Raw genomic sequence first — 21,652 nt, 5'->3', positions numbered from 1 at the left:
ATCACACCTTCAGCAGCAGGTGGTCGCGTTCCCAGCTCGTCACCACGCCCTGGAATAGGTCGAGCTCGACGCTCTTGACGCGCAGATAGGTCTGGAAGAAATCCTCGCCGAGCAATTTCCGCACCGGCTCACAGGCCTCGAAACGATCCAGCGCCTCCTCCATGGTCTTCGGCAGGGTGCTTTTGATCTTGTAGGCATTGCCCGACGCTTCGGCCGAGCGCGCCAGTTTCTGTTCGACGCCGAGATAGCCGGCGAGCAGCGAAGCGGCGATTGCCAGGTAAGGGTTTGAATCCGCACCCGGCAAGCGGTTCTCCACCCGCCGCGCGGCGCGTCCGCCGGCCGGCACGCGCAGGCCGCAGGAGCGGTTGTCGTGCGACCACTCGATGTTGGCCGGCGCGCTGTGGTTCGGCCTTATGCGGCGGAACGAATTCACGTTGGGCGCGAACAGCGGCATGATCTCCGGCACGTATCTCTGCAGCCCACCGATGAAATGGCCGAACATCTCGGTATCGGCATCGTCATTGCCGGCAAACAGCGTGTTGCCGGCCTCGGCGATGACGGACATGTGCAGATGCATCGAGCTGCCCGCCTGCGCCGCGATCGGCTTGGCCATGAAGGTGGCGTGCATGCCGCATTGCTGCGCCGCCTGGCGCGTCAGCCGCTTGAACAAAAGCACCTTGTCGGCCAGCGGCAGTGCGTCGCCATGCAGGAAGTTGATCTCCAGCTGTGCCGTGCCCGATTCATGGATCAGCGTGTCGAGCGGCAGTCCGGCGGCCGCCGCATAATCGTAAATGCGGCGGATCACCGGCTCGAACTCCTCGAGCGCGGCCATGTCATAGGGATGCTGCACGCCCTCCGCGCGGCCATTGCTGCCGATCGGGGCGGTCAGCGGCTTGTCCGGATCGGGGTTGGGCGCGGTGAGATAGAATTCAAGCTCCGGCGCCACCACCGCGCGCCAGCCGCGCTGGCGGTAGAGGTCGAGAACGGCGCGCAGCACATGGCGCGGCGAGGCCATCCATGGCCTGCCGTCCATGTGGAAGGCATCGGCGAAGACATAGGCCTTTCCCGCGGCGGCACCCGGCGCCAGGGTGAGCGTCGAGACGTCGGGCACAATGCGCATGTCCGGGTCCGAATAGGCAAAACCTTCGTCGATCGACCCGGAATAGCGGCCGTCGATGCTGACCAGGAAGGCGCTGCTCGGCAGATAGAGCGCGCGGTCTTCCAACGCCATCAGGAATTTGGCAGTCGGCAGCGCCTTGCCGCGCAGCACGCCGTTCATGTCGGGCACCAGGCATTCGACCTCATTGATGCCGTGCTGGGCCAGCCAGGCCTTGGGATCGTTTGTCGCGGTATTCGTGTTCTTGTCAGGCATTTCGTTCATGTCCGTATCAGGGAGAGTATGGCTTGCGCGGCCACGTCCGTTCCGGGTTTCAGCGCCATCTGGGCTGCATTTCCCTTCAGGCGGTCGCGCATGGCGTCATCGGCCAGCAGGCCGAGAATGGCTCTCTCCAATACTCCTTCGGTCCAGCCGTCGCGGCCAATATGGTCGCCGGTACCGGTCTCCTCGGCGCGGCGTGCATTGTCGTGTCCGTCCCAGCAATAAGGCATGATCAGGGACGGCACGCCGAAGCGAAGCGCCTCGCAAAAGCTGTTGTTGCCGCCATGGTGGATGAACAGGTCGGACTTCGCCACCACCGAGGGCTGCGGAAACCAGGCGTCGAGATAGACATTGTCCGGCACCGCGCGATAGGCGTCGCGCAGGCCGCCGACATTGACGATGAAGCGCGCCGGCAGCCTGTCGAAGACGGCGAGCATGCGCTCGATCAGGCCGACATCCATGGCGCCGAGGCTGCCGAAGCTGACATAGACCAGCGGCCCCTTGTTGCGCGGGAACACCGGCACCTCGAATGGCCCTTCCGAACGCACGCAACCTTCGAGATAGACGAAGCGCTCCGGATCGAGCGGCGCGGCGCGCTCGCGGCGCACGATTGCCGGCGTCAACAGCAGATTGAGGTCGGGCGACGTCTCCAGGAACAGGCCTTTCGGCAGCGGCGCCAGGCCGGCATCCACGCGAAAACGGTTGAACCGGTCATGCGCCGGCGCCGAGGCGGTGAGGTAGCGAGCCTCGAACGCCGCGCGTTGCGGGTCATCGGCATTCATTCCCGAGAGGTAGGGCGGCACTTCAGCGTCCGGCAGTTCCGTCTCGGCGCAGGAGACGACACGCACCCATGGACAACCGGCGGCGGCGATGGCCGGGAACATGATGACATTGTCGAGCACGATCGCGTCCGGCTTCAGCCGCCCCAGCAATTGGCGCAAAGGCGCCTCGGCATGGACAGCGGTGTCGACGATCGCCTGCCATGTCGGCGCGACATAGGTTTCGAGCTGGTCGATCGGGCTCAGCCGGAAATGCGGCAGGTGCCGGCGCACGAAAGCCTGCCAGTAGCTCTGGCGCTCGCTGTCGCTCAGCGGCTCGTCCGTCGGTAGCTGGTATTCCTGGAAACCATAGTCGGCAAAGACGCCGGAAAAGCCGGCATGGCAGATGAAGACGGGCCGGGCGCCCTTGGCGCGCAACGCCTGGGCGATGCCGACGCAATTCAACGCCGCGCCGAAGCTTGCTTCGGGAAACAGCGCGATGGTCGGGCTGGCTTTACGCGTCAATTAATCCTCGTCATTCCGGCCGGCTGATCATGCCGAACAGCGCGGGCGCCCCGCGGCTGGCCGCTTGCGGTCGCTGGTTGCGGGAAAGCCGCAGGTGAATGCGAAGCAGATCGGCAGCCACCTCATACTGCCGGCTTTCGAGATGGTCGAGTATGTTCAAATGTTCCAGCAACGATTGCCGCAGCCTGAACACGTTGACGCCGGCATAGATGCCGGGCAGCCGACGCAGCCTGAGATGATCGGCCAGTGCATCGGCGACGAAGCGGTTGGCGCTGCCCTCGGCGATCATGCCATGGAAATCGATGTCCAGCCGCTGGAACTCGCGCGTATCGAACGTGGCATCCGGCAGCGCCGACAGCGCGTCCATGCCCTTGCGTAACGCCGCCGCCCGCGCGCCATCCAGCCGGAAGCTGGGTGTCAGGATCGCCGCAGGCTCCAGCAGCAAGCGGAACTCGTAGCTTTCGCCTTGCGCCTCCGGATCATCAGGCGTGCGGCGGAAAAGCCAGGACTGGCCCGGCGCACGATCTAGCAGATTCTCTTCCGTCAGTCTGTTAAGTGATTTTAGTACCGTTTTACGCTGAGCACTGTACCGTCGCATCAGCCCGGCGACGGTCACTGTCTGGTCCAGCCTGCGCGCCGACCGGTCGCGCAGGATCGCTTCTGCGAGTTCGTCTTCCTCGGTAATGGGCAGTTCGGCCGATATGGCCGGCTGCGCGGCGAGGTCTACGGCCAGATGATAGCCTGTATCCGCCTCCCAGCGCACGACACCCCGCTCCGCGAGCAGGCTGAGCGCCGCCCTTACCGGCGTGCGCGAGACATTGCATAGCGAAGCGATCTGCTGCTCGGGCAGGCGGGCGTCCGGCCCAAAGCCGCGCTGGCGCGCCACATCCAGGATGCGCTGCGCCAGGTCGAGATGGTTGGTGCGAGGTCGTCGGGCTGCGGCTTGCATGACAGTTCTCGTTGGGCGGACGTGACTTGTATGATTTGACCGATCGGCATCCCGGACGCAATCGGCTGGATTGCTCGGTCGCCCAGATTCCTCGGTCACTTGTCAAATTATGGATTGACGTACTTTTTTCTGCAATAGTACTGTGCGGACAATCGGCAGGAAAAAAGACCGAGGGAACAGGATCGGAGCCGCGAGACAGATCGCGCCGGGTCCAACACAGAATTCGACGATCAACCCGAATGGGAGTCTGCCATGACCGCTACCAGCCCGCGGCGCCGTGCGCTCAAGGTCTCTTCAATCGCTCTCGGCCTCGCCATGGCGCTGTCGGCGCCGGCTGTCGCCGCCGACCTCGTCATTTCCAACTGGGACGGCTACATGGCGCCCGATGCCATGGCCGCCTTCAAGACCGCGACCGGCGTTTCCGGCGAAGTGGTGGTGCACGCCACCAATGAAGAAATCATGGGCAAGCTGATTGCCGCCGGCGGCAAGGGCTATGACGTGGTCTTCGTCTCCTCGCCCTTCGCCGAAGTGCTGAACAAGCTTGGCCTGACCGAGCCGATGGACCATGCCAAGATCCCCAACCTCGCCAACCTCTACCCGGAAGCGACCAAGCTGCCGCACGATGTCGGCAACACTTTCTCCGTGCCTTACACCTGGGGCACCACGGGCCTTTGCTACCGCTCCGACCTGGTGAAGACCGCGCCCACGAGCTGGAGCGACCTGTTGGCGCCCTCCGATGCTTTGAAGGGCAAGACCACCATGCTGGCGACCGATCGCTGGCTGCTCGCCGCCGGCCAGCTCGACAAGGGGTTTTCCGTCAACGAGACCGACCCGGCCAAGATGGCCGAGGTCAAGGATCTCTTGATCTCGGCCAAGAAGACCCTGCTCGCCTATGACGACACCACCTTCTATTCCAAGCTGGTGTCCGGCGAGGCCTTGATGGTGCAGGCCTGGGACGGCTGGTGCAACTACGGCATCGCCGACAAGCCCGAGATCAAATACGTCATTCCCAAGGAAGGCTCGGACCTCTGGGTCGACACGATGGTGGTGATGAAGGCTTCCGCCAACAAGGACGCCGCCTTCCAGTTCATCAACTTCATGCTCGACGCCAAGAACCACGCCTGGGCGGCGCAGAACATCGACTACAAGGTGCCGAACAAGCCGGCGATGGAGAGCCTGCCGGCCGACTTCCTGGCGAAGTTCCCGAACATGGCGATGCCGGTGGCCGACCTCGTCAAGTTCGAGCAGCTGCGTGACGTCGGCGAAGCCCAGCGCGACTATTCCAAGATCGTCAGCGAGATCAAGGCCGCGCAGTAGGCGTTAGTCTTGAATTAAGCGTGCGTTCCGTGGCGCCCCCCTCTGGCCTGCCGGCCATCTCCCCCTCAAGGGGGGAGATCAGCAGTTCTGATGTTCCGCTCGCCCTTAAGCATTGGAGATTGACGAAGGCGATGCCACAGCCAATCTCCCCCCTTGAGGGGGAGATGCCCGGCAGGGCAGAGGGGGGCGCTTCGTGAAACACCTCCCCTCCCGCAGCGCCCTCCTGATGACGCCGGCGCTGGTCTGGCTGACCGCGCTGATGGTGATTCCCTGCGCGCTGGTGCTGGCGCTCGCCTTCTTCCGGCGCGGTATCTATGGCGGCATCGACTACACTTTCACGCTGGAGAATTTCGGGCTGGTCTTCGACCCGCTCTATGCCGGCATCTTCCTCAAATCGGCGCGCATCGCCGGGACCGCGACCCTCATCGCGGTGGTGATCGGCTATGCCGCCGCCTACGCGATCGCGGCCGCGCCGCGCCGGTGGCAGCCAGTGTTCCTGTTCTTCGCCGTGCTGCCGTTCTGGTCCAACTATCTGATCCGCACCTATGCCTGGATCGTCCTGCTCAACCGCGAAGGGTTGATCACGCAGCTCTTGCGCTGGTTCGGCTACACCGGCGAGCCGCCATCGATGCTCTACACCGAAGGCGCCGTCATCGCCGGCCTGGTCTACAACTATTTGCCCTTCGTCATCCTCGCCTGCTACGCGCCGCTGTCGCGCCTCAACCCGGAACTCGCCGAGGCCTCGCGCGATCTTGGCGCTTCCGCCATGACCACATTCCGCCGTGTCATCCTGCCGCTGACCTTGCCCGGCATCGCCGCCGGCGCGGTCTTCGTCTTCGTGCTTTCGATCGGCAATTTCGTCACCCCGGCTCTGCTCGGCGGCGGCCGCTTCCAGATGATCGGCAACCTCGTCTACGACCAGTTCCTGACCGCCAATGACTGGCCCTTCGGCGCGGCGTTGGCCATGGCGCTGATCGCCATCATGCTGCTGGTGCTGATGGTGCAAGCGATCGCTGCCAATCGCGCTTCGGGGCGTGCGGCTGAGGCGAAAGGCAATTCCGATGGCTGAGCGCGGCGCAATCCTTGCCTTCTCCCCGTTTACGGGGAGAAGGTGCCCCGAAGGGGCGGATGAGGGGCGGCGCCAGTCTTTGCCATGCTCAGCGCTGCCCCTCATCTGCCTGCCGGCATCTTCTCCCCGTGAACGGGGAGAAGGACGCAGCTCGTTCACTCGACTCCAAGCAACCGGAGGTACGAGATGAATCAATCCTTTACTCGCACTCTCAGCATGCGGACGGTCCTCGTTCTCGTCTTCGCCTTCCTCTACATCCCGATCGCCGTCCTGGTAGCGCTGTCCTTCAACGAGGGCGGTCTGCCGACGGCATGGTCGGGCTTTTCGCTGAAATGGTATGTCTCGCTGTCCGGCAATTCCGCGATCCTGTCCGCCGCGCTCAACACGCTGATCGTGGCGCTGGTCTCGACAGCCATCGCCACCTTGCTCGGCACGCTGCTGGCGATCGGCGTCGAGATGCGCCGGCAATATGGCAAGGGGCTCGAAGCGCTGATCTTCGCACCGATGATCATCCCCGACATCGTGCTCGCGATCGCGCTGCTGTCGTTCTTTTCCATGCTCAACCTGACCATGGGCCTGCACACCATCATCCTCGCCCATGTCGTCTTCAACCTCGCCTTCGTCTGCTCCGTGGTACGGGCAAGACTGAAGAGTTTCGACTGGTCGATCGTCGAAGCCTCAGCCGACCTCGGCGCCTCCGCGCTCACCACCTTCCGGCGCGTGACCTTGCCGGTCATCCTGCCGGCGGTGGTCGCCGGAGCCCTGCTTGCCTTCACGCTGTCGGTCGACGAGTTCATCATCGCCTTCTTCACCGCCGGAGCCGGACGCGCCTCGACGACATTGCCAATGCAGATCTACGCCATGATTCGCTTCGGCATCACGCCGGAGATCAACGCGCTGGCCACCATCGTCATGGCGGTCTCGATCACCGCGCTCACCCTGTCGCAGCGGCTCAACCGTGGGATTATCGGCCAATGAGCGAACCGCGCACGCTGTTGGCCATCGATCATGTGTCGAAGAATTTTGGCCGCGTCACCGCCGTCGATGGCATCTCGCTCGATATCCGCGAGAACGAGTTCTTCGCGCTGCTCGGGCCCTCCGGCTGCGGCAAGACCACGCTGCTACGCATGCTGGCCGGCTTCGAGACGCCAAATGGCGGCCGTATCCTGCTCGACGGCCGCGACATTGTCCGCACCCCACCCAACAAGCGGCCGGTCAACCTGATGTTCCAGTCCTACGCGCTGTTCCCGCACATGAGTGTTCGGGCCAATGTGTCCTATGGCCTGGAGATGGAGCGTTTGCCGGCTGGAGAAATCCGCTCCCGGGTCGACGCCATTCTGGCAACCACCGAACTCGTCCCCTTCGCCGACCGCAAGCCGGAGCAATTGTCCGGCGGCCAGAAGCAGCGCGTCGCGCTCGCCCGTGCCCTGGTCAAGCGGCCAAGGCTGCTGCTGCTCGACGAGCCGCTCGGCGCGCTCGACAAGAAGCTGCGCGGCGCCATGCAATTGGAATTGAAGCGCCTGCAGCACGAGGTCGGCATCACTTTCGTCATCGTCACCCACGACCAGGAGGAATCGCTTGTCATGGCCGACCGCATGGCGGTGCTGAAGGACGGCAAGCTGCTGCAATGCGACACGCCGCATACGATCTACGAGCATCCGGCGGATCGCTTCGTCGCCGATTTCATCGGCGTGATGAATTTCGTGCCGGGCAAGGCCGCCGCCGACGGCGTGATGGCCGCGAATGGTTCGCGCATCGCCGGCAAACTTCCGGCAGCGCTTTCGACCGGTGCATCGGCGGTGGCCTCGGTGCGGCCCGAACGCATCCGACTGTTCCCGTCAGCAGACACCGCCAACCGCACCACCGGAACGGTCGAGGCGCTGGCCTATCAAGGGCTCGACTTGCAGCTGCATGTCCGCACGCCGCTGTCGTCCAAACCGTTCCTGGTGCGTGTCACCGCAGACGCCGCCGATCGCCGGCCGGTTTCGTCAGGCGACCAGGTCGAACTCGGCTGGGACGCCGCCGACGTCAGAATTTTTGCAGAATAACAGGAGAAGCCTGATGGCGCAGAAGACGATCGCGTTTTTTCCAGAAGCCGCCTACGGCCCGGCGCTCAATTCCGTCGGCATCGCGCAAGCCGTCGAGGCGCGCGGCCACAGAGCCGTGTTCCTGTCCGATCCCGGCTTCGTCGACGTCTACAAGGGCTACGGCTTCGAGGCGCATCCGGTGAACCTGTCCGAGCCGATGCCGCCAGAGCAGATGGCGAAATTCTGGGAGGATTTCATCAACGGCCACATCCCGAATTTCCGCAAATCGCCCTACGACCAGGTCGACAATTACGTCAAGGATTGCTGGACCGCGATCGTCGACAGCGCCAAATGGGCGCAGAAGGACCTGCCGCGCGTCCTGGCTGAGATCAAGCCTGATGTCATCTGCGTCGACAACGTCATCCTGTTCCCGGCGATCAAGCAGTACGGCAGGCCGTGGGTGCGGGTCATCTCCTGTTCGGAAAACGAGATCGAGGACGAGGACATCCCGCCCCATCTCTCAGGCTGCGGCGAGAACGACCATGCCGGACACCAGCGCTACCGCGATCATTTCAACGCGGTGATCAAGCCGATCCATGACGACTTCAACGCCTTCCTCACCGCCAACAACGAGGCGCCCTATCCGATCGGCCAGTTCTTCGAGGCCTCGCCCCATCTGAACCTGCTGCTTTATCCCGAGGCGGCCAAGTTCAGGCGCCGCCATCCGCTCGACCCGGTGAAATTCCAGTATCTCGAAGGCTGCGTGCGCCAGGAGAAGCCCTATACGGTGCCGACCTTCGCGAAGAACAATGACGGGCCGCTGCTCTACGTCTCCTTCGGCAGCCTCGGCGCCGGCGATGTCGAGCTGTTGAAGCGCATCATCGCGACGCTGGGCAACACACGCTACCGCGCGCTGGTCAATGTCGGCGGCTACAAGGACCAGTACACGGACGTGCCCGGCAACGTCATCGTCGACAGCTGGTTTCCGCAGCCCTCGGTCATCCCGCAGGTCGATGCCGTTATTCACCATGGCGGCAACAACTCGTTCACCGAGTGCCTCTATTTCGGCAGACCGGCGATCATCATGCCTTATGTCTGGGACGGCCACGACAACGCCACCCGCGTCGAGGAAACCGGCCACGGTTTCGGCATGCCGCGCTACGACTGGACCGATGCCGAGCTGGTCGCGAAGATCGAGGCTTGCCTGGCCGATACGGCTATGAAAGCGAAGCTGGCGAAAACATCGGCGCAGATGCACGCGCAGAACGGGCCCGAGAAGGCGGCGGGTTTGCTGGAGGCGCTGCTGTGATCGAGATGATTGATATGCCGAGCCAAGGCGCCCCCCTCTGGCCTGCCGGCCATCTCCCCCTCAAGGGGGGAGATCGGCTGTCACCATTGGTTTCGCCAATCACGAAGGTCGTAAGGAATGCGCCGCCGCAGAAACTGCCAATCTCCCCCCTTGAGGGGGAGATGTCCGGCAGGACAGAGGGGGGCCTCGTAGAGCGGCAACGGATCGCGTTTGATCATGGGGCACGCCCATGACCTCCTCCGCCCCGCACCTCCACCAAGCCTCCACCCGCACCGACCTCGTCGACTGGGGCATTCAGCCAGACGCGTTGGCAGGCACTTCGCACTCCACCGGCAAACTCCTGCACAAGGGCCCCAACAACCAGCCGGAATCCGGCATCTGGGTGTGCACGCCTGGGCGCTGGCGGCTCTCGATCCCACGCGACGAATTGTGCCATTTCGTCGCCGGCCGCGCGACCTACCGCTCGGATGTCGGCGAAGTGATAGAAGTCTCGGCCGGGACCGTGGTCATGTTCCCCGCCGGCTGGATGGGCGAATGCACGGTGCATGAGACCATGCGCAACGTCTACATGCTGGCGTGAAAGCATGATCCCGAAAAGTGGGAACCGGTTTTCGGACAAGATCATGCTCAAGCAAGAATCCGCTGCACAGGAGCAAGACATGCCGACACCGCATTGGCCGAAGGCCTCGACCATGGAACTGGAGGATTGGGGCGCGGGCGCCAACACGCTTGCCGGCGCGCCGCGCGCGTCGGGCAAGATCCTGTCGCAAAACCCGGACGGTTCGAGCGAATGCGGCTTGTGGTCCTGCACGCCGGGCACCCGCAAGGTGACGTTTGCGTCGGACGAGTTCTGCCACTTTCTGTCGGGGCACGGCAGCTATGTCCATGATAATGGCGAACAGATTTCGGTCGAGGCCGGCACGCTGGTGTTCTTTCCCCCGGCTGGACCGGCATTTCCATCATCACCCAAACGCTGACCAAGGCTTTCATGTGCCGCTGAGCACTCTTTCGAGGACATCCCTATGACCACGCCAATCATGCAATCGCCGCTCGCCGTCACCGACCTCGTCGACTGGGGCGTCATCCCGACCATGATCGAGGGGCAATCCCACACCTCGGGCAAGCTGCTCTACAAAGGGCCGGAAGGCCGCTCCGAATGCGGCCTGTGGGTCTGCACACCCGGCAAATGGCACTGCCATGTGACCCGCGACGAATTCTGCCACTTCCTCGAAGGAAGCTGCACCTATGTGCATGAATCCGGCGAGGTCATCGAGATCGAGCCGGACACGGCCGCCTTCTTCCCGCAGGACTGGAAGGGCGTCTGCACCGTCCATGAGACGATCAAGAAGGTCTACATGATCCGCTGATCGGATCCGAGAGGATGTCCATGAACTTCTCCCCTGACCGGCCGACCTTCTTCGTCAATCCGGACTACCGGCCGATGACTGCCGCGGCAAAACCGGTGATCGACCCCGCGACGCTGGAAACCGTCGGCGCGATCGCCGCGGCCAGCGACGGCGAGATCGACGCCGCGCTAACCGCCGCGACCAAGGCGCAGGCCGCCTGGAAGAAGCTCGACGCCAAAAGCAGGGCCAAGCACCTGCACGCCGTCGCCAACGCCATCGAGGCGGCCGACTTCACGCGTTGCGCGGAACTGATGGTGCGCGAGATGGGCAAGCCCTATCCGGAAGCCATCGGCGAGATCGCCAATTGCGCGCCGATCTTCCGCTACTATGCCGAGATGGCACGCGACGATGCCGGCAAGATCGCCGGCACGACGCAGGCCGGTTCGTTCCAGTATGCGCGCTACGAACCTTATGGCCTGTCCGTCCACATCATGCCCTACAATTTCCCGATCCTGCTGATGTGCTGGACGGTGGCGGCTTCGCTCGCCGCCGGCAACGCCTGCATCATCAAGCCGGCCGAGGCGACGTCGCTGTCGACGCTGGACTACATGACGGCGTTCCGCTCGCTGCCCGAAGGTCTGGTCTCCTGCCTGCCCGGCGGAGCGGCCACGGCGCAAGCGCTGATTGCCTCCGACCGCACCCATGCCGTTGCCTTCACCGGTTCGGTCGCCGCCGGCAAGGCCGTCGCGGTCGCCTGCGCCGAGCGCATGAAGCCTTGTGTCATCGAGGCGGGCGGCAGTGACCCGCTGATCATCAGCGAGCACGCCCCGCTGGAGGTCGCGGCAGCCGGCAGCGTCACTGCGGCCTTCCACCTCACCGGCCAGGTCTGCACCTCGGCAGAGCGCTTCTTCGTCGTCGACGCCGTTCATGATCGCTTCGTCGCGCTTTTCGCCGAACGGACGCGCGCGCTGCGCATCGGCAACGGCATGGACAAGACCGAGATCGGTCCGCTGGTCAGCGAAGCGGCCCGGGCCAAGGTCATGCGTCTGGTCGACGATGCCATCAGCAACGGCGCCATTGCAGTCACCGGCGGTCGCATCCCGCCGGCGCACAACACCGGCTGGTTCTACGAGCCGACGATCCTGACCGGCGTCACCCCGGACATGGCAATCGTGCGCGAAGAATGCTTTGGCCCGGTCGCCGCCATCTGCCGCGTGAAAAATTTCGACGAGGCGATACGGCTTGCCAATGACAGCCCGTTCGGGCTTGGCGCTTCCGTCTTCACCACTGATCTCGCCGAGGCGCATGAGGCCGCGGAACGGCTCGAGGCCGGCATGGTCTGGGTCAACAACCCTCTGATCGACAATGACGCCCTGCCCTTCGGCGGCTGGAAGGCTTCCGGCCTCGGCCGCGAGCTCGGACGCCAGGGGCTCGATGCCTTCCGCCGCTCCAAGATGGTCATCATCGACCACAAGCCGGTGATCCAGGAATGGTGGTATCCCTACCCCGACAGTTGGTTCCGCGAGGCTGGCGGCCGCAAGCACGTGTGAAGCTACGGCGTGGCAAGGGCGCGCCAGGCCCATTTACGCTTCGGTCGCTTCGACCAATACCCCGTGAGACCACGGCAGTCGTGCGGACGAAATCGCTCATCGACCGCCGTGTGATCAGCCCGTCGCGCCGGCCTCCCAGGAGCCGGTCTCAGCCATCGCTTTAAGCCGCGGGGCCGGCTTGAACACATCCTTGCCGGTCTGTTGGTGCCAATGCTCGAGCCGCTCGACGATCCTGGCCGCGCCTTCGAGGCCGGCCCAGAACATCGGGCCGCCCTTGCCGATTGGAAAACCGTAGCCATTGACCCAGACGACATCGATGTCGGATGCACGGGCAGCTATGCCTTCCTCGAGAATCTTCGCGCCCTCGTTGACCAACGGATAAAGCGTGCGCTCGATGATTTCGTCCGCACCGATCGCGCGCGGTTCGATGCCGCGCTCGGCCGCCTTGTCGCGGATCAGCGCCTCCACCTCGGGATCGGGAATGCCTGACCGCGCGCCGGCCTCGTAGAGATAGAAGCCTCGGCCGGTCTTCTGGCCGAAGCGCCCTTGCTCGCACAGCGTGTCGGCGATGACGGCCGTCTGGCCGCGCGCCTTGCGGTTGCGCCAGCCAATGTCGAGGCCGGCGAGATCGCCCATCTGGAACGGCCCCATCGGCCAGCCGAAATCGGTGAAGGCCTTGTCGATCTGGCTGGGTGTCGCACCCTCCAGGAGAAGCGCTTCCGACTCCGAACCCCGTGCCGCCAGCATGCGGTTGCCGACGAAGCCGTGGCAAACGCCGACGACGACGGCCACCTTGCCGATCCGCCGCGCCAGGTCGACGACGGTCGCCAGCGCATCCGGCGCGGTCTTGTCGGCCCGCACGATTTCCAGCAGCTTCATGACATTGGCCGGCGAAAAGAAATGCAGGCCGACCATGTCCTGCGGCCGCGAGACCGAGGCGGCGATTTCGTCGATATCGAGATAGGAGGTGTTGGTGGCGAGGATCGCGCCCGGCCTGGCCACCGCATCGAGCTTGCCGAACACCTCCTTCTTCACCGCCATGTCCTCGAACACCGCCTCGACGATCAGGTCGCAGCCTGCGAGGTCGGCATAGTCGGTGGAGCCCTTGAACTGGGCGAGCCGCTGACGCTTGGCGTCCTCGGTAAGGGAACCGCGCGAAACGGAGACGGCATAGTTCTTCTCGATCGTGCCCAGCCCGCGTTGCAGCGCTTCCTCGCTGGTCTCCAGCAAGGTGACCGAAAAACCGCCATTGGCGAATGCCATGGCGATGCCGCCGCCCATCGTGCCGGCGCCGATGACGCCGACACGCGCGATCCTGCGCTTAACGATGTCCTTGCCGGGAACCTTTGCCGCCTCACGTTCGGCGAAGAACAGGTGCCGCTGCGCGCGCGACTGATCGCTGGCGACCAGTCCAGCGAACAGCGCCCGTTCCGCCGCCAGCGCTTCGTCGAAGGGCAGCGTGACGGCATTGCGCACCGCTTGCGCGCAGGCGATCGGCGCCTCGAGGCCCCGCGCCTTCCTGGCAAGATCGGCCACTTCGGCATCGAAGGCCGCCAGGTCGGTTTCCTTGAGGCGGCCATCGCGATCACGTACCGGCGTGAAGGGACCACCCTTGCGGGCCAACTCCCTGGCAAAGTTCACGGCATGTGTAGCTAGATCGCCTTCGAAGACGGCATCGACGAGACCGGCAGCATGCGCCTCCTCCGCGCCGATCGGCGTGCCCGAAACGATCATCTTCAATGCCTTCACCGGGCCGACCAGGCGCGGCAGCCGCACTGTGCCACCGCCACCCGGCAAGAGGCCGAGCTTCACTTCGGGAAGGCCAAGCCTGGCGTGCGCGTCAGCGACACGGAAATGACAGCCGAGCGCCAGTTCCAGGCCGCCGCCGAGCGCGGTGCCGTGGATGGCGGCAACGGTCGGCTTGGCGATGGTTTCCAGCATGGCGACGATGGCGCGCAACTCCGGCGGCTGCATCGGCTTGCCGAACTCCGTGATGTCGGCGCCGGCGACGAACGTCCGGCCGGCGCAGGCGATGACGATTGCCGCGACCGAAGCATCGTCGCGCAGGGCAACCAGCGCCTGCATCAGCGGTTCGCGGACGTGAAAACTCAGCGCGTTGACCGGTGGATTGTCGATGGTGACGACGGCGACATCATTGTCCCTGGTGACACTGACAAAACTGGACAAGCTGAACCTCCCGAGACCGGCTGCGATCGGGAGGGTTTACTAGGCCGCGCCGCGAATGGGAACCGCGCCTCGCACTGGCACAATGCTTGTCCGGAAAGACTGTAGCGCGGCGAAGGCGCAAAATACTACCGAACCGCCCTCTCCCCACCCGCCGCCGTGATCACGCCAACGATAATCAGCCCCGTCAGCAGCAGCCGCACGCCGGCACTGACCCCAAAGGTGTTGAGCATGGTCAGCAGAAGTACCAGAAACAGCGCCGCGCCCCAGACGCCCGGCACATTGGCCTTGCCGCCGGCGACCGACGTGCCGCCGATGACCACCACGGCAATCGAGGCCAGCAGATATTCATTGCCGATATCGACATTGGCGCCGCGGAAATAGCCGGCGAGCAGCGCGCCGTCGATGCCGCCGAGCGCGCCCGACAGCGTGTAGGTGAGAAAGCGGATGCGGCCGACATTGACGCCGGCGAGCCAGGCGGCGCGGATGTTCTGGCCGATCGCCAACACCGAGCGGCCATAGATCATGCGCTGCAGGGCAATGGCCGCACCGATGGTGAACAGCACGGTCAAAATCGCCAGCACCGGAACGCCCAGGATCTGCCAATTGGCGAAATTGGCGAAGCCCGGCGGCGGCTTGATCTGTAGCCCGCGCCCATAGCTGATATCGATCGACTGGATGATGAAGCTCGCCGACAGCGTGGCGATGATCGGTGGGATGCGCAGCGCCCAGATCAGCAGATAGTTGGCCGCGCCGATCGCCGCCCCGCAGGCGAGCGCCGCCAGCAGGCCGACCACGATCATGGAATCGCTGCCGCCCATCACCTTCATGGCGACCGCGCTGGCAAGACCGATATTGGCCGGCAGCGACAGGTCGACATTGCCCGGGCCGAGCGTGATGACGAACATCTGGCCGACCCCGACGATGACGGTGAATACGGCGAGCGACAGCGCCGCCGTGACCATGCCGCCGCCGCCATAGCCGCCGGTGAAGGCGATCGTTGCCAGCCAAACCACAAGCGCGCCGACGAATGACCATATCCACGGTTTGCCGGCCAGCGATTTCACCAGCGTCATCGCTCATCTCTCCCTGCGGCTGATCAGCACGCGCGCCGCCAGCACGATAATCAGGATGGCGCCGTTGGCGGCCACCTGCCAGTCGGGCGGAATGTGCATGAAGGTGAGCAGCGGCGAAGCGGCCAGCGCCAGCGTTAGCGCGCCGATCACCGCGCCGATCGGCGACACCCGGCCGCCGACGAATTCGCCGCCGCCGAGGATGACGCCGGCGATCGCCAGCAGCGTGTAGCCATTGCCGATATTGGCATCGGCCGAGGTGGTGATGCCGATCAGCGCCATGCCGGACAGCACGCCGAACAGGCCGGCCAGCGCGAACAGGACGATCTTAGTCTTGAGCAATGACCAGCCGGCGCGCTTGAGCGCGGCCGGATTGCCGCCGGAGCCACGCAGGATCACACCATAGGAGGTCCGCATCAGGCCGAAATGGACGATGAGCCCGATCAGCAGCGCCGCGATGATCGGGAACGGCACGAAGGGCGGCTTGAACGACATGATCGCCAGCAGCCAGTCCGGCGCCTTGCCGCCCGGCTTGGGCAGCACGAGAATGGCCAGCCCCTGCCAGACGAAGCTCATGCCGAGCGTCACCACGATCGACGGCAAATTGCGCAGATGGATCAGCGCCCCGAGCAGCGCATAGATGCCAATCGAGCCGAGCAGTATGGCGACGCCGATCAGCGGAGCGTCCTTCAGCCAGGTCGCGGTGACGCAGCCGACGAAACCGACGAAGGTGCCGATCGACAGGTCGAGCTCGTTGCCCGCGATGACGAACATCTGCGCGATCGTCGCCAGCGCGATCGGGATCGCCAGGTTCAGCATCAGGCTGAACCCGAAATAGCTGATGGCGCGCGGGTTGAGCCAGGCGATGGCGATGAGCACCAGCGCCAGCGACAGCGCCGGCAGCAACCCGCGCAGCAGGCGCGCGCGTGCCGCGCTGCCGCGCGCCGCGGACGCCTTGAGACCGTTTTCGAGTGTCGCCGCCGTCATCTCAGGCCGCATCGCCGAAGGAGGACTGGATGATCTTTTCTTCGGTCAGCTCGTCGCGGCGCAGATTGGCGACGATGCGGCCGTTCTTGAAGACGTAGATGTGATCGCAATTGTCGAGCTCTTCGGTTTCGGTCGTGTACCAGAGGAAGGTGCGGCCGCGGCCGGCCTCTTCGCGCACGAGGTCGTAGACTTCGAGCTTGGTGCCGATGTCGACGCCGCGCATCGGGTCGTCCATCAGCACGATCTGTGCGTCCGACCCGAGGGCGCGGGCAAACAGCGCCTTCTGCTGGTTGCCGCCCGACAGCGAAAAGATGTTGTTGTTCATGTCCGGCGTGCGAATGCCGATCTTCTTTTGCCAGGACCGCGCCAGTTCGGCCTCGCGTTGCGGCGAAATCAAAAGCCCGTTGCGCAGGCGTGCAAGCGAACCGATGCCGATATTCTCAGCGATCGACCATTGCGGAAAAATGCCGTCCGACTGGCGGTCGCCGGCCACCAGCGCCACCGGCGCTGTCACTTCGATGCCCTTCTTGGCGCGTGAGGCCGCACTGAAGATCGACAGCAGCAGGTCGGTCTGCCCGTGTCCGGCCAGCCCGGCAAGGCCGATGATTTCGCCGGCACGGGCGACAAGGTCGGTGCCGTCCTTCTGCGCGGCGGGCCGCGCCTGCACCCGCAGCGGACTGGCTTCGGGCTTTGCGGCATAGGCTTGCGCCGCGATCTTGCGGCGAGCCTCCGCCCCGCCCATCACCGTCACCAGCCGGTCGCGATCGAAGGCATCCGCCGCGTCCGACGCCACCACCTTGCCGTCGCGCATCACCACGATGCGGTCGGCATTGCGCAGCACCTCGCCCAGAACATGCGAGATCAGGATGCAGCTTTTGCCGCTGGCCACGAAACGGCGCACGAAGGCGAGCAGCTGGCCGGCCGTATGCGCGTCGAGCGAGGATGTCGGTTCGTCGAGGATGACGAGGTCGAGCCGGTCCTGGGTGACCGTGAAGGCACGGGCGACCTCGACCATCTGGCGCCGGCCGATCGACAGGTCGGCAACGATATCCGATGCCGAAATGCTGTGGCCGGGAAATATCTCGTCGAGCTTGGCGGCGATCAGCTCGGCCGCCTTGCGCCGCCAGCCGAAGCCGGTGAGCGAAGCGTGGTTGATGCGCGTGTTTTCGGCGACGCTGAGATTGGGGCACAGCGACAGTTCCTGGAACACGCAGCGTATGCCGAGCTGCTGCGCGCGCGACACCGAGTAGCTGTCCTCGGCGGCGCCATGCACGCCGATCTTGCCGCTGTCGGGCGTCAACGTGCCCGCCACCATGTGCATGAGCGTCGATTTGCCGGCGCCATTGTGGCCGACCAGGCCGACGCACTCGCCGGGCCCGACATGGAAATCCACCCCGCCCAGCGCGCGAACGGCGCCGAATTGTTTTTCGGCGCCGTTCAGTCTGATGATGTCGGCGTTCCCTTCAGGCATGCTCAACAATATCCGCTCGCCAGTATGGATGCCAACGCCGCATTCACTTGATGTTGGCTTTGATGGCCGCCGCCGCTTCTTCCTGCGTGTATTCGTGGGTGGCGACGCCGCCCTCCTTGATCTTCGGCAGGGCTGCCTCGAAATCGTCCTGGGTGAAGGCGAGATAGGGCACCAGGAGATCATGCGGAATATCCTTGCGGCCGTCGAGCACCTGCTGAGCCACCCAGAAGGCGAGCGTCGACACGCCCGGCGCGATCGAAGCCGACCAGGTCTGATAGCCGTCCTTCTCCTTCTGTTCCTTCCACCACTTCAGCTCGTCCTGCCGGTTGCCCATGATGATGGTCGGGCGCGGCTTGTTGGCGGCGGCGAAGGCTTGCGCGGCGCCATAGCCGTCACCGCCCTGGTCGACGATGCCGACGACATCGGGCAACGACGGCAGGATGGTCGCCACCGCTTTCTGCGCCGTCGTCTGGTCCCAGTCGCCGGTCACCGAGCCGACGATCTTGAACTCGGGATGGGCGGCGACGCCTTCGAGGATGCCGGCATGGATGGCATCGTCGATCGAGGTGCCGGCCAGGCCGCGGATTTCCAGAAGGTTCCCGCCCTTGGGCTGGAACTTGGCCATCTGCTCGACTTCCTGCTTGCCCATGTCCTTGAAGTCGACCACGACGCGGTAGGCGCAAGGTTCGGTGACGATGCCGTCGAAGGAGACGACGACGATGCCGGCGTCGCAGGCCTGCTTGATGGCGCCGTTGAGCGCGTCGGGCGAAGCGGCGTTGATGACGATGGCGTCGTAGCCTTGCAGGATGAGGTTCTGCACCTGGGCCGCCTGCGTCGGCACTTCCTTGTCGGCGGTGGTGAAGATGTCGGCCGCGCCGACGACCTTGTCGTCGACCGCCTTCTTGGTGACGATGCCATAGCTGTCGAGCATCGCCTGCCGCCATGAATTGCCGGCATAATTGTTGGAGAATGCGATCTTCTTGCCGCTGGTGTCGGCAAGTGCCGTGCCGGCGGTGAGCACCGCTGCGAGCGTGCCGAGGACAAATAGCTTCTTCATGTCATACTCCTCCCGAGAGTTGCTGGTCTTGAGGGCTGTTGGTGACTGTCGCGCTTGCGTACCTGTTTTTTATCTATTGTCAGACAAAAGTGCAGAAGGCCGGCGGGCTGTCAACTGCAATCAGCGGGGCGTGCCGATCAACTTGCGGTGCAATGATTGAAATGGCTCCGGGTCCTGTCTAGGGAGTGGGTCAGGAGACCGAAACAGAATGCCAGCGACGCCAAAAATTGCCCAGGGCGCCCCGGGAATTCCGGCGCGCTGGACGTCAAGCGCCAAGAGTGGCGTCGGCACTTCGCTTTCGCCGGCCGGCCAGATCTGGTTCACCATCAGCCACGGCATCCTCAACGAAATCTACTATCCGCGGCTCGACAGCGCCTGCACCCGCGACCTCGGCCTGCTCGTCACCGGTCCCGACGGCTACTTCTCGGAAGAAAAGCGCGATGCCGCGCACGCCATCGAGCCGTTCGAGGACGGCGTGCCGGCCTACAGGCTGGTCAACACCGCCACCGATGGCGCCTACCGCATCGAAAAGCGCATCCTTGCCGACCCGGCGCGCCCCGCACTGCTGCAGGAAATCACCTTCACGCCGCTCAAGGGCACGCCCGGCGACTACCGCGTCTACGCCTTGCTGGCGCCGCATCTGGTCAATGCCGGCATGGGCAACACCGCCTGGATCGGCGAGCACAAGGGAAATCCGGTGCTGCTCGCGTCGGGACGCGGCTCTTGCCTGGCGCTGGCCTCGTCACTGCCCTGGCGAGACTGTTCAGCCGGCTATGTCGGATTCTCAGACGGCTGGCAGCAACTGAACCATGCCGGCAAGCTCGATCCGGCCTGCCAGCGCGCCGAGAACGGCAATGTCGCGCTGACCGGCGAGATCGGCTTTACATTGGCCAAGACAAAGGCCGTGCTGGCGCTGGGTTTTGGCGCGACGCCGGATGAGGCCGCGGAAAACGCCTTCGCCAGCCTGAAGCGAGGTTTTGAGCCGGCAGCAAAGTCCTACGTCCAGAACTGGCGCAAATGGCAGGCCGGGCTGCTGCCTCTGGACCGGCGAGCGGCGTCCGGGGTCAACAGCTATCGAACCAGCACCGCTGTCCTGGCGACGCACCGCTCGATCGCCCTGCCGGGCGCGGCGGTCGCCAGCCTGTCCATCCCCTGGGGCTTCGACAAAGGTGACGACGACCTCGGCGGCTACCATCTGGTCTGGCCCCGCGACCTTGTCGAGACGGCGGGCGGATTTCTCGCGGCAGGCGATGCCGCCTCGGCGCTGCAGATCCTCGACTATCTCGCCTCCATCCAGCAGCCGGACGGTCATTGGCCGCAGAACGCCTGGCTCGACGGATCCGCCTATTGGCCCGGCATCCAGATGGACGAATGCGCCTTTCCGCTGCTGCTGGCCGATGCCTTGCACCGCGCCGGGCACCTGCCGCGCACCAGGCTCGCCACCTTCCAGCCGATGATCGAGCGCGCCGCAACCTATGTCGTGCGCAACGGACCCGTCACCGGCGAGGACCGCTGGGAAGAAGACGCCGGCTACAGCCCGTTCACGCTCGCCGTCGAGATCGCCGCATTGCTTGCCGCCGCCGATCTGCTTGACGCCTGTGGCAAGGCGGACACGGCAACCTATCTGCGCGAGACCGCGGACGTCTGGAATGACCAGGTCGAGCGCTGGACCTATGTCACCGCCACGGCCACCTGCGAGATGGCCGGCGTCGACGGCTACTATGTCCGCATCGCGCCACCTGACAGCGCCGAGGCCGGCTCGCCGAAGGACGGCTTTGTCCCGATCAAGAACCGGCCACCTGGCGATACCGATCGGCCGGCGCAAGAGATCGTCAGCCCGGATGCGCTGGCGCTGGTCCGCTTTGGCCTGCGGGCCGCCGACGATCCGCGCATCGTCGACACCGTCAAGGTCATCGACGCGCAATTGCGCTGCGCATTGCCGCAAGGGCCGCTCTGGTACCGCTACAATGGCGATGGCTATGGCGAGCACGAAGATGGCTCGCCCTTCGACGGCACCGGCCAGGGCCGGCCATGGCCGCTGCTCGCCGGCGAGCGCGCTCACTACGAACTGGCGGCGGGCCGCAAGGACAAGGCCGCCGGCCTGCTCGACACGCTGGAACGATCCGCCGGAACGGGTGGCCTGTTGCCGGAACAGGTCTGGGACGGCCCCGACATGCCCGAGCGCGAACTGCTGCGCGGCAGGCCATCGGGCAGCGCCATGCCGCTGGTCTGGGCCCATTCGGAGCACATCAAGCTGTTGCGCTCGCTGCGCGACGGCGCGGTCTTCGACATGCCGCCGCAAGGCGTGAAGCGCTACATCGAGGACAGGACCGTATCGCCGTTCAGGACATGGCGCTTCAACAACAAGATCCGTACGCTGCCTGGGGGCAAGACGTTGCGTGTCGAGCTGCTGGCTCCGGCCACGGTCCATTGGAGCATCGACAACTGGACGACCGCCCAGGACAGCAAGACCGAAGAGAATGCTTTCGGCATCCACCTTGTCGATCTGCCCGTCGCCCTGCCCAGCGGAAGCACGCTGACCTTCACTTTTTTCTGGCCCGGGACCGGCGATTGGGAGAATGTCGACTTCTCCGTCACATCAGGCGAGCAGGATAGCCGCTAAAATCCTTCCTCGACAAACCCCAAATCTCC

The 21,652-nt window shown here is 64.7% G+C and carries 18 protein-coding genes; 10 read left to right on the top strand and 8 right to left on the bottom strand.

Annotated elements, in window-relative coordinates; all coding sequences use genetic code 11:
• Window position 1: 1 nt before the first annotated feature.
• Genes AC0NIH_RS05270 through AC0NIH_RS05260 form a run of 3 tightly spaced genes read right to left on the bottom strand, consistent with a single transcriptional unit; the run spans window position 2 to window position 3,547 of the window.
• Complete coding sequence (locus AC0NIH_RS05270; protein WP_352714322.1) at window positions 2-1,372, bottom strand: glutamine synthetase family protein; 1,371 nt, start codon at window positions 1,370-1,372, stop codon at window positions 2-4.
• Between the two features lie 5 nt (window positions 1,373-1,377).
• Entirely contained in the window at window positions 1,378-2,661 is a 1,284-nt protein-coding gene (locus tag AC0NIH_RS05265; RefSeq protein ID WP_473460920.1) for a nucleotide disphospho-sugar-binding domain-containing protein, read from the bottom strand.
• Between the two features lie 10 nt (window positions 2,662-2,671).
• Window positions 2,672-3,547 (bottom strand): FCD domain-containing protein, encoded by an 876-nt coding sequence (locus AC0NIH_RS05260; RefSeq protein ID WP_474025165.1) that lies wholly within the window; start codon window positions 3,545-3,547, stop codon window positions 2,672-2,674.
• Between the two features lie 315 nt (window positions 3,548-3,862).
• Here AC0NIH_RS05260 and AC0NIH_RS05255 point away from each other — a divergent pair, with 315 nt between their 5' ends.
• The 9 genes from AC0NIH_RS05255 to AC0NIH_RS05215 all read left to right on the top strand — a co-directional run bounded on the left by AC0NIH_RS05255 (window position 3,863) and on the right by AC0NIH_RS05215 (window position 12,228).
• Window positions 3,863-4,927: a polyamine ABC transporter substrate-binding protein gene (locus AC0NIH_RS05255; protein ID WP_023765968.1), complete on the top strand. Its 1,065-nt coding sequence runs from the start codon at window positions 3,863-3,865 to the stop codon at window positions 4,925-4,927.
• 226 nt (window positions 4,928-5,153) lie between these two features.
• Window positions 5,154-5,996, top strand: a complete 843-nt coding sequence (locus AC0NIH_RS05250) for an ABC transporter permease (protein ID WP_031257755.1) — start codon at window positions 5,154-5,156, stop codon at window positions 5,994-5,996.
• A gap of 186 nt (window positions 5,997-6,182) precedes the next feature.
• The gene (locus AC0NIH_RS05245; RefSeq protein WP_023765966.1) at window positions 6,183-6,974 is read left to right on the top strand and encodes an ABC transporter permease; all 792 of its coding nucleotides are present in this window, start codon (window positions 6,183-6,185) and stop codon (window positions 6,972-6,974) included.
• Window positions 6,971-8,044: an ABC transporter ATP-binding protein gene (locus tag AC0NIH_RS05240; RefSeq protein ID WP_023765965.1), complete on the top strand. Its 1,074-nt coding sequence runs from the start codon at window positions 6,971-6,973 to the stop codon at window positions 8,042-8,044. The genes AC0NIH_RS05245 and AC0NIH_RS05240 overlap by 4 nt, the downstream gene beginning before the upstream one ends.
• 13 nt (window positions 8,045-8,057) lie before the next feature.
• Window positions 8,058-9,332: a glycosyltransferase gene (locus AC0NIH_RS05235; protein ID WP_352714331.1), complete on the top strand. Its 1,275-nt coding sequence runs from the start codon at window positions 8,058-8,060 to the stop codon at window positions 9,330-9,332.
• A 229-nt stretch (window positions 9,333-9,561) separates the two neighbouring features.
• On the top strand, window positions 9,562-9,912 hold the full coding sequence (locus AC0NIH_RS05230) for a cupin domain-containing protein (protein ID WP_352714333.1): 351 nt from the start codon (window positions 9,562-9,564) through the stop codon (window positions 9,910-9,912).
• 79 nt (window positions 9,913-9,991) lie between these two features.
• A complete protein-coding gene (locus AC0NIH_RS05225; RefSeq protein WP_473460916.1) occupies window positions 9,992-10,309 on the top strand; it encodes a cupin domain-containing protein in 318 nt (105 codons plus the stop codon).
• A 45-nt stretch (window positions 10,310-10,354) separates the two neighbouring features.
• Window positions 10,355-10,699 (top strand): cupin domain-containing protein, encoded by a 345-nt coding sequence (locus AC0NIH_RS05220; RefSeq protein WP_013892333.1) that lies wholly within the window; start codon window positions 10,355-10,357, stop codon window positions 10,697-10,699.
• A 20-nt stretch (window positions 10,700-10,719) separates the two neighbouring features.
• The gene (locus AC0NIH_RS05215; RefSeq protein ID WP_352714337.1) at window positions 10,720-12,228 is read left to right on the top strand and encodes an aldehyde dehydrogenase family protein; all 1,509 of its coding nucleotides are present in this window, start codon (window positions 10,720-10,722) and stop codon (window positions 12,226-12,228) included.
• Window positions 12,229-12,342: 114 nt separating this feature from the next.
• Here AC0NIH_RS05215 and AC0NIH_RS05210 read toward each other — a convergent pair whose 3' ends face one another.
• The 5 genes from AC0NIH_RS05210 to AC0NIH_RS05190 form a co-directional block, all read right to left on the bottom strand.
• Window positions 12,343-14,415, bottom strand: coding sequence for a 3-hydroxyacyl-CoA dehydrogenase NAD-binding domain-containing protein (locus AC0NIH_RS05210; protein ID WP_473460914.1), 2,073 nt, complete (start codon window positions 14,413-14,415; stop codon window positions 12,343-12,345).
• A 125-nt stretch (window positions 14,416-14,540) separates the two neighbouring features.
• Window positions 14,541-15,488 (bottom strand): ABC transporter permease, encoded by a 948-nt coding sequence (locus tag AC0NIH_RS05205; protein WP_140572953.1) that lies wholly within the window; start codon window positions 15,486-15,488, stop codon window positions 14,541-14,543.
• A gap of 3 nt (window positions 15,489-15,491) precedes the next feature.
• On the bottom strand, window positions 15,492-16,472 hold the full coding sequence (locus AC0NIH_RS05200; RefSeq protein WP_023765958.1) for an ABC transporter permease: 981 nt from the start codon (window positions 16,470-16,472) through the stop codon (window positions 15,492-15,494).
• A 1-nt stretch (window position 16,473) separates the two neighbouring features.
• Window positions 16,474-17,943, bottom strand: a complete 1,470-nt coding sequence (locus AC0NIH_RS05195; RefSeq protein WP_473460912.1) for a sugar ABC transporter ATP-binding protein — start codon at window positions 17,941-17,943, stop codon at window positions 16,474-16,476.
• Window positions 17,944-17,986: 43 nt separating this feature from the next.
• Window positions 17,987-19,000 (bottom strand): ABC transporter substrate-binding protein, encoded by a 1,014-nt coding sequence (locus tag AC0NIH_RS05190; protein WP_023765956.1) that lies wholly within the window; start codon window positions 18,998-19,000, stop codon window positions 17,987-17,989.
• 208 nt (window positions 19,001-19,208) lie between these two features.
• Here AC0NIH_RS05190 and AC0NIH_RS05185 point away from each other — a divergent pair, with 208 nt between their 5' ends.
• Window positions 19,209-21,623 carry a glucan 1,4-alpha-glucosidase gene (locus tag AC0NIH_RS05185; RefSeq protein WP_473460910.1) on the top strand — a complete coding sequence of 805 codons (2,415 nt, stop codon included), beginning with the start codon at window positions 19,209-19,211 and terminating at the stop codon, window positions 21,621-21,623.
• The last annotated feature ends 29 nt before the right edge of the window (window positions 21,624-21,652 follow it).

Source organism: Mesorhizobium sp. WSM1386 (assembly GCF_055901595.1).
The sequence above is the reverse complement of the archived record's forward strand: the minus strand, read 5'-3'. Positions and strand labels throughout refer to the sequence as shown.

What these genes read in the sequence shown, in the direction of transcription:
- AC0NIH_RS05270 (WP_352714322.1), bottom strand. Translation starts at nt 1,372, where the DNA reads ATGCCTGACAAGAACACGAATACCGCGACAAACGATCCCAAGGCCTGG.
- AC0NIH_RS05255 (WP_023765968.1), top strand. Translation starts at nt 3,863, where the DNA reads ATGACCGCTACCAGCCCGCGGCGCCGTGCGCTCAAGGTCTCTTCAATC.
- AC0NIH_RS05250 (WP_031257755.1), top strand. Translation starts at nt 5,154, where the DNA reads ATGACGCCGGCGCTGGTCTGGCTGACCGCGCTGATGGTGATTCCCTGC.
- AC0NIH_RS05245 (WP_023765966.1), top strand. Translation starts at nt 6,183, where the DNA reads ATGAATCAATCCTTTACTCGCACTCTCAGCATGCGGACGGTCCTCGTT.
- AC0NIH_RS05240 (WP_023765965.1), top strand. Translation starts at nt 6,971, where the DNA reads ATGAGCGAACCGCGCACGCTGTTGGCCATCGATCATGTGTCGAAGAAT.
- AC0NIH_RS05235 (WP_352714331.1), top strand. Translation starts at nt 8,058, where the DNA reads ATGGCGCAGAAGACGATCGCGTTTTTTCCAGAAGCCGCCTACGGCCCG.
- AC0NIH_RS05230 (WP_352714333.1), top strand. Translation starts at nt 9,562, where the DNA reads ATGACCTCCTCCGCCCCGCACCTCCACCAAGCCTCCACCCGCACCGAC.
- AC0NIH_RS05225 (WP_473460916.1), top strand. Translation starts at nt 9,992, where the DNA reads ATGCCGACACCGCATTGGCCGAAGGCCTCGACCATGGAACTGGAGGAT.
- AC0NIH_RS05220 (WP_013892333.1), top strand. Translation starts at nt 10,355, where the DNA reads ATGACCACGCCAATCATGCAATCGCCGCTCGCCGTCACCGACCTCGTC.
- AC0NIH_RS05215 (WP_352714337.1), top strand. Translation starts at nt 10,720, where the DNA reads ATGAACTTCTCCCCTGACCGGCCGACCTTCTTCGTCAATCCGGACTAC.
- AC0NIH_RS05205 (WP_140572953.1), bottom strand. Translation starts at nt 15,488, where the DNA reads ATGACGCTGGTGAAATCGCTGGCCGGCAAACCGTGGATATGGTCATTC.
- AC0NIH_RS05200 (WP_023765958.1), bottom strand. Translation starts at nt 16,472, where the DNA reads ATGACGGCGGCGACACTCGAAAACGGTCTCAAGGCGTCCGCGGCGCGC.
- AC0NIH_RS05195 (WP_473460912.1), bottom strand. Translation starts at nt 17,943, where the DNA reads ATGCCTGAAGGGAACGCCGACATCATCAGACTGAACGGCGCCGAAAAA.
- AC0NIH_RS05190 (WP_023765956.1), bottom strand. Translation starts at nt 19,000, where the DNA reads ATGAAGAAGCTATTTGTCCTCGGCACGCTCGCAGCGGTGCTCACCGCC.
- AC0NIH_RS05185 (WP_473460910.1), top strand. Translation starts at nt 19,209, where the DNA reads ATGCCAGCGACGCCAAAAATTGCCCAGGGCGCCCCGGGAATTCCGGCG.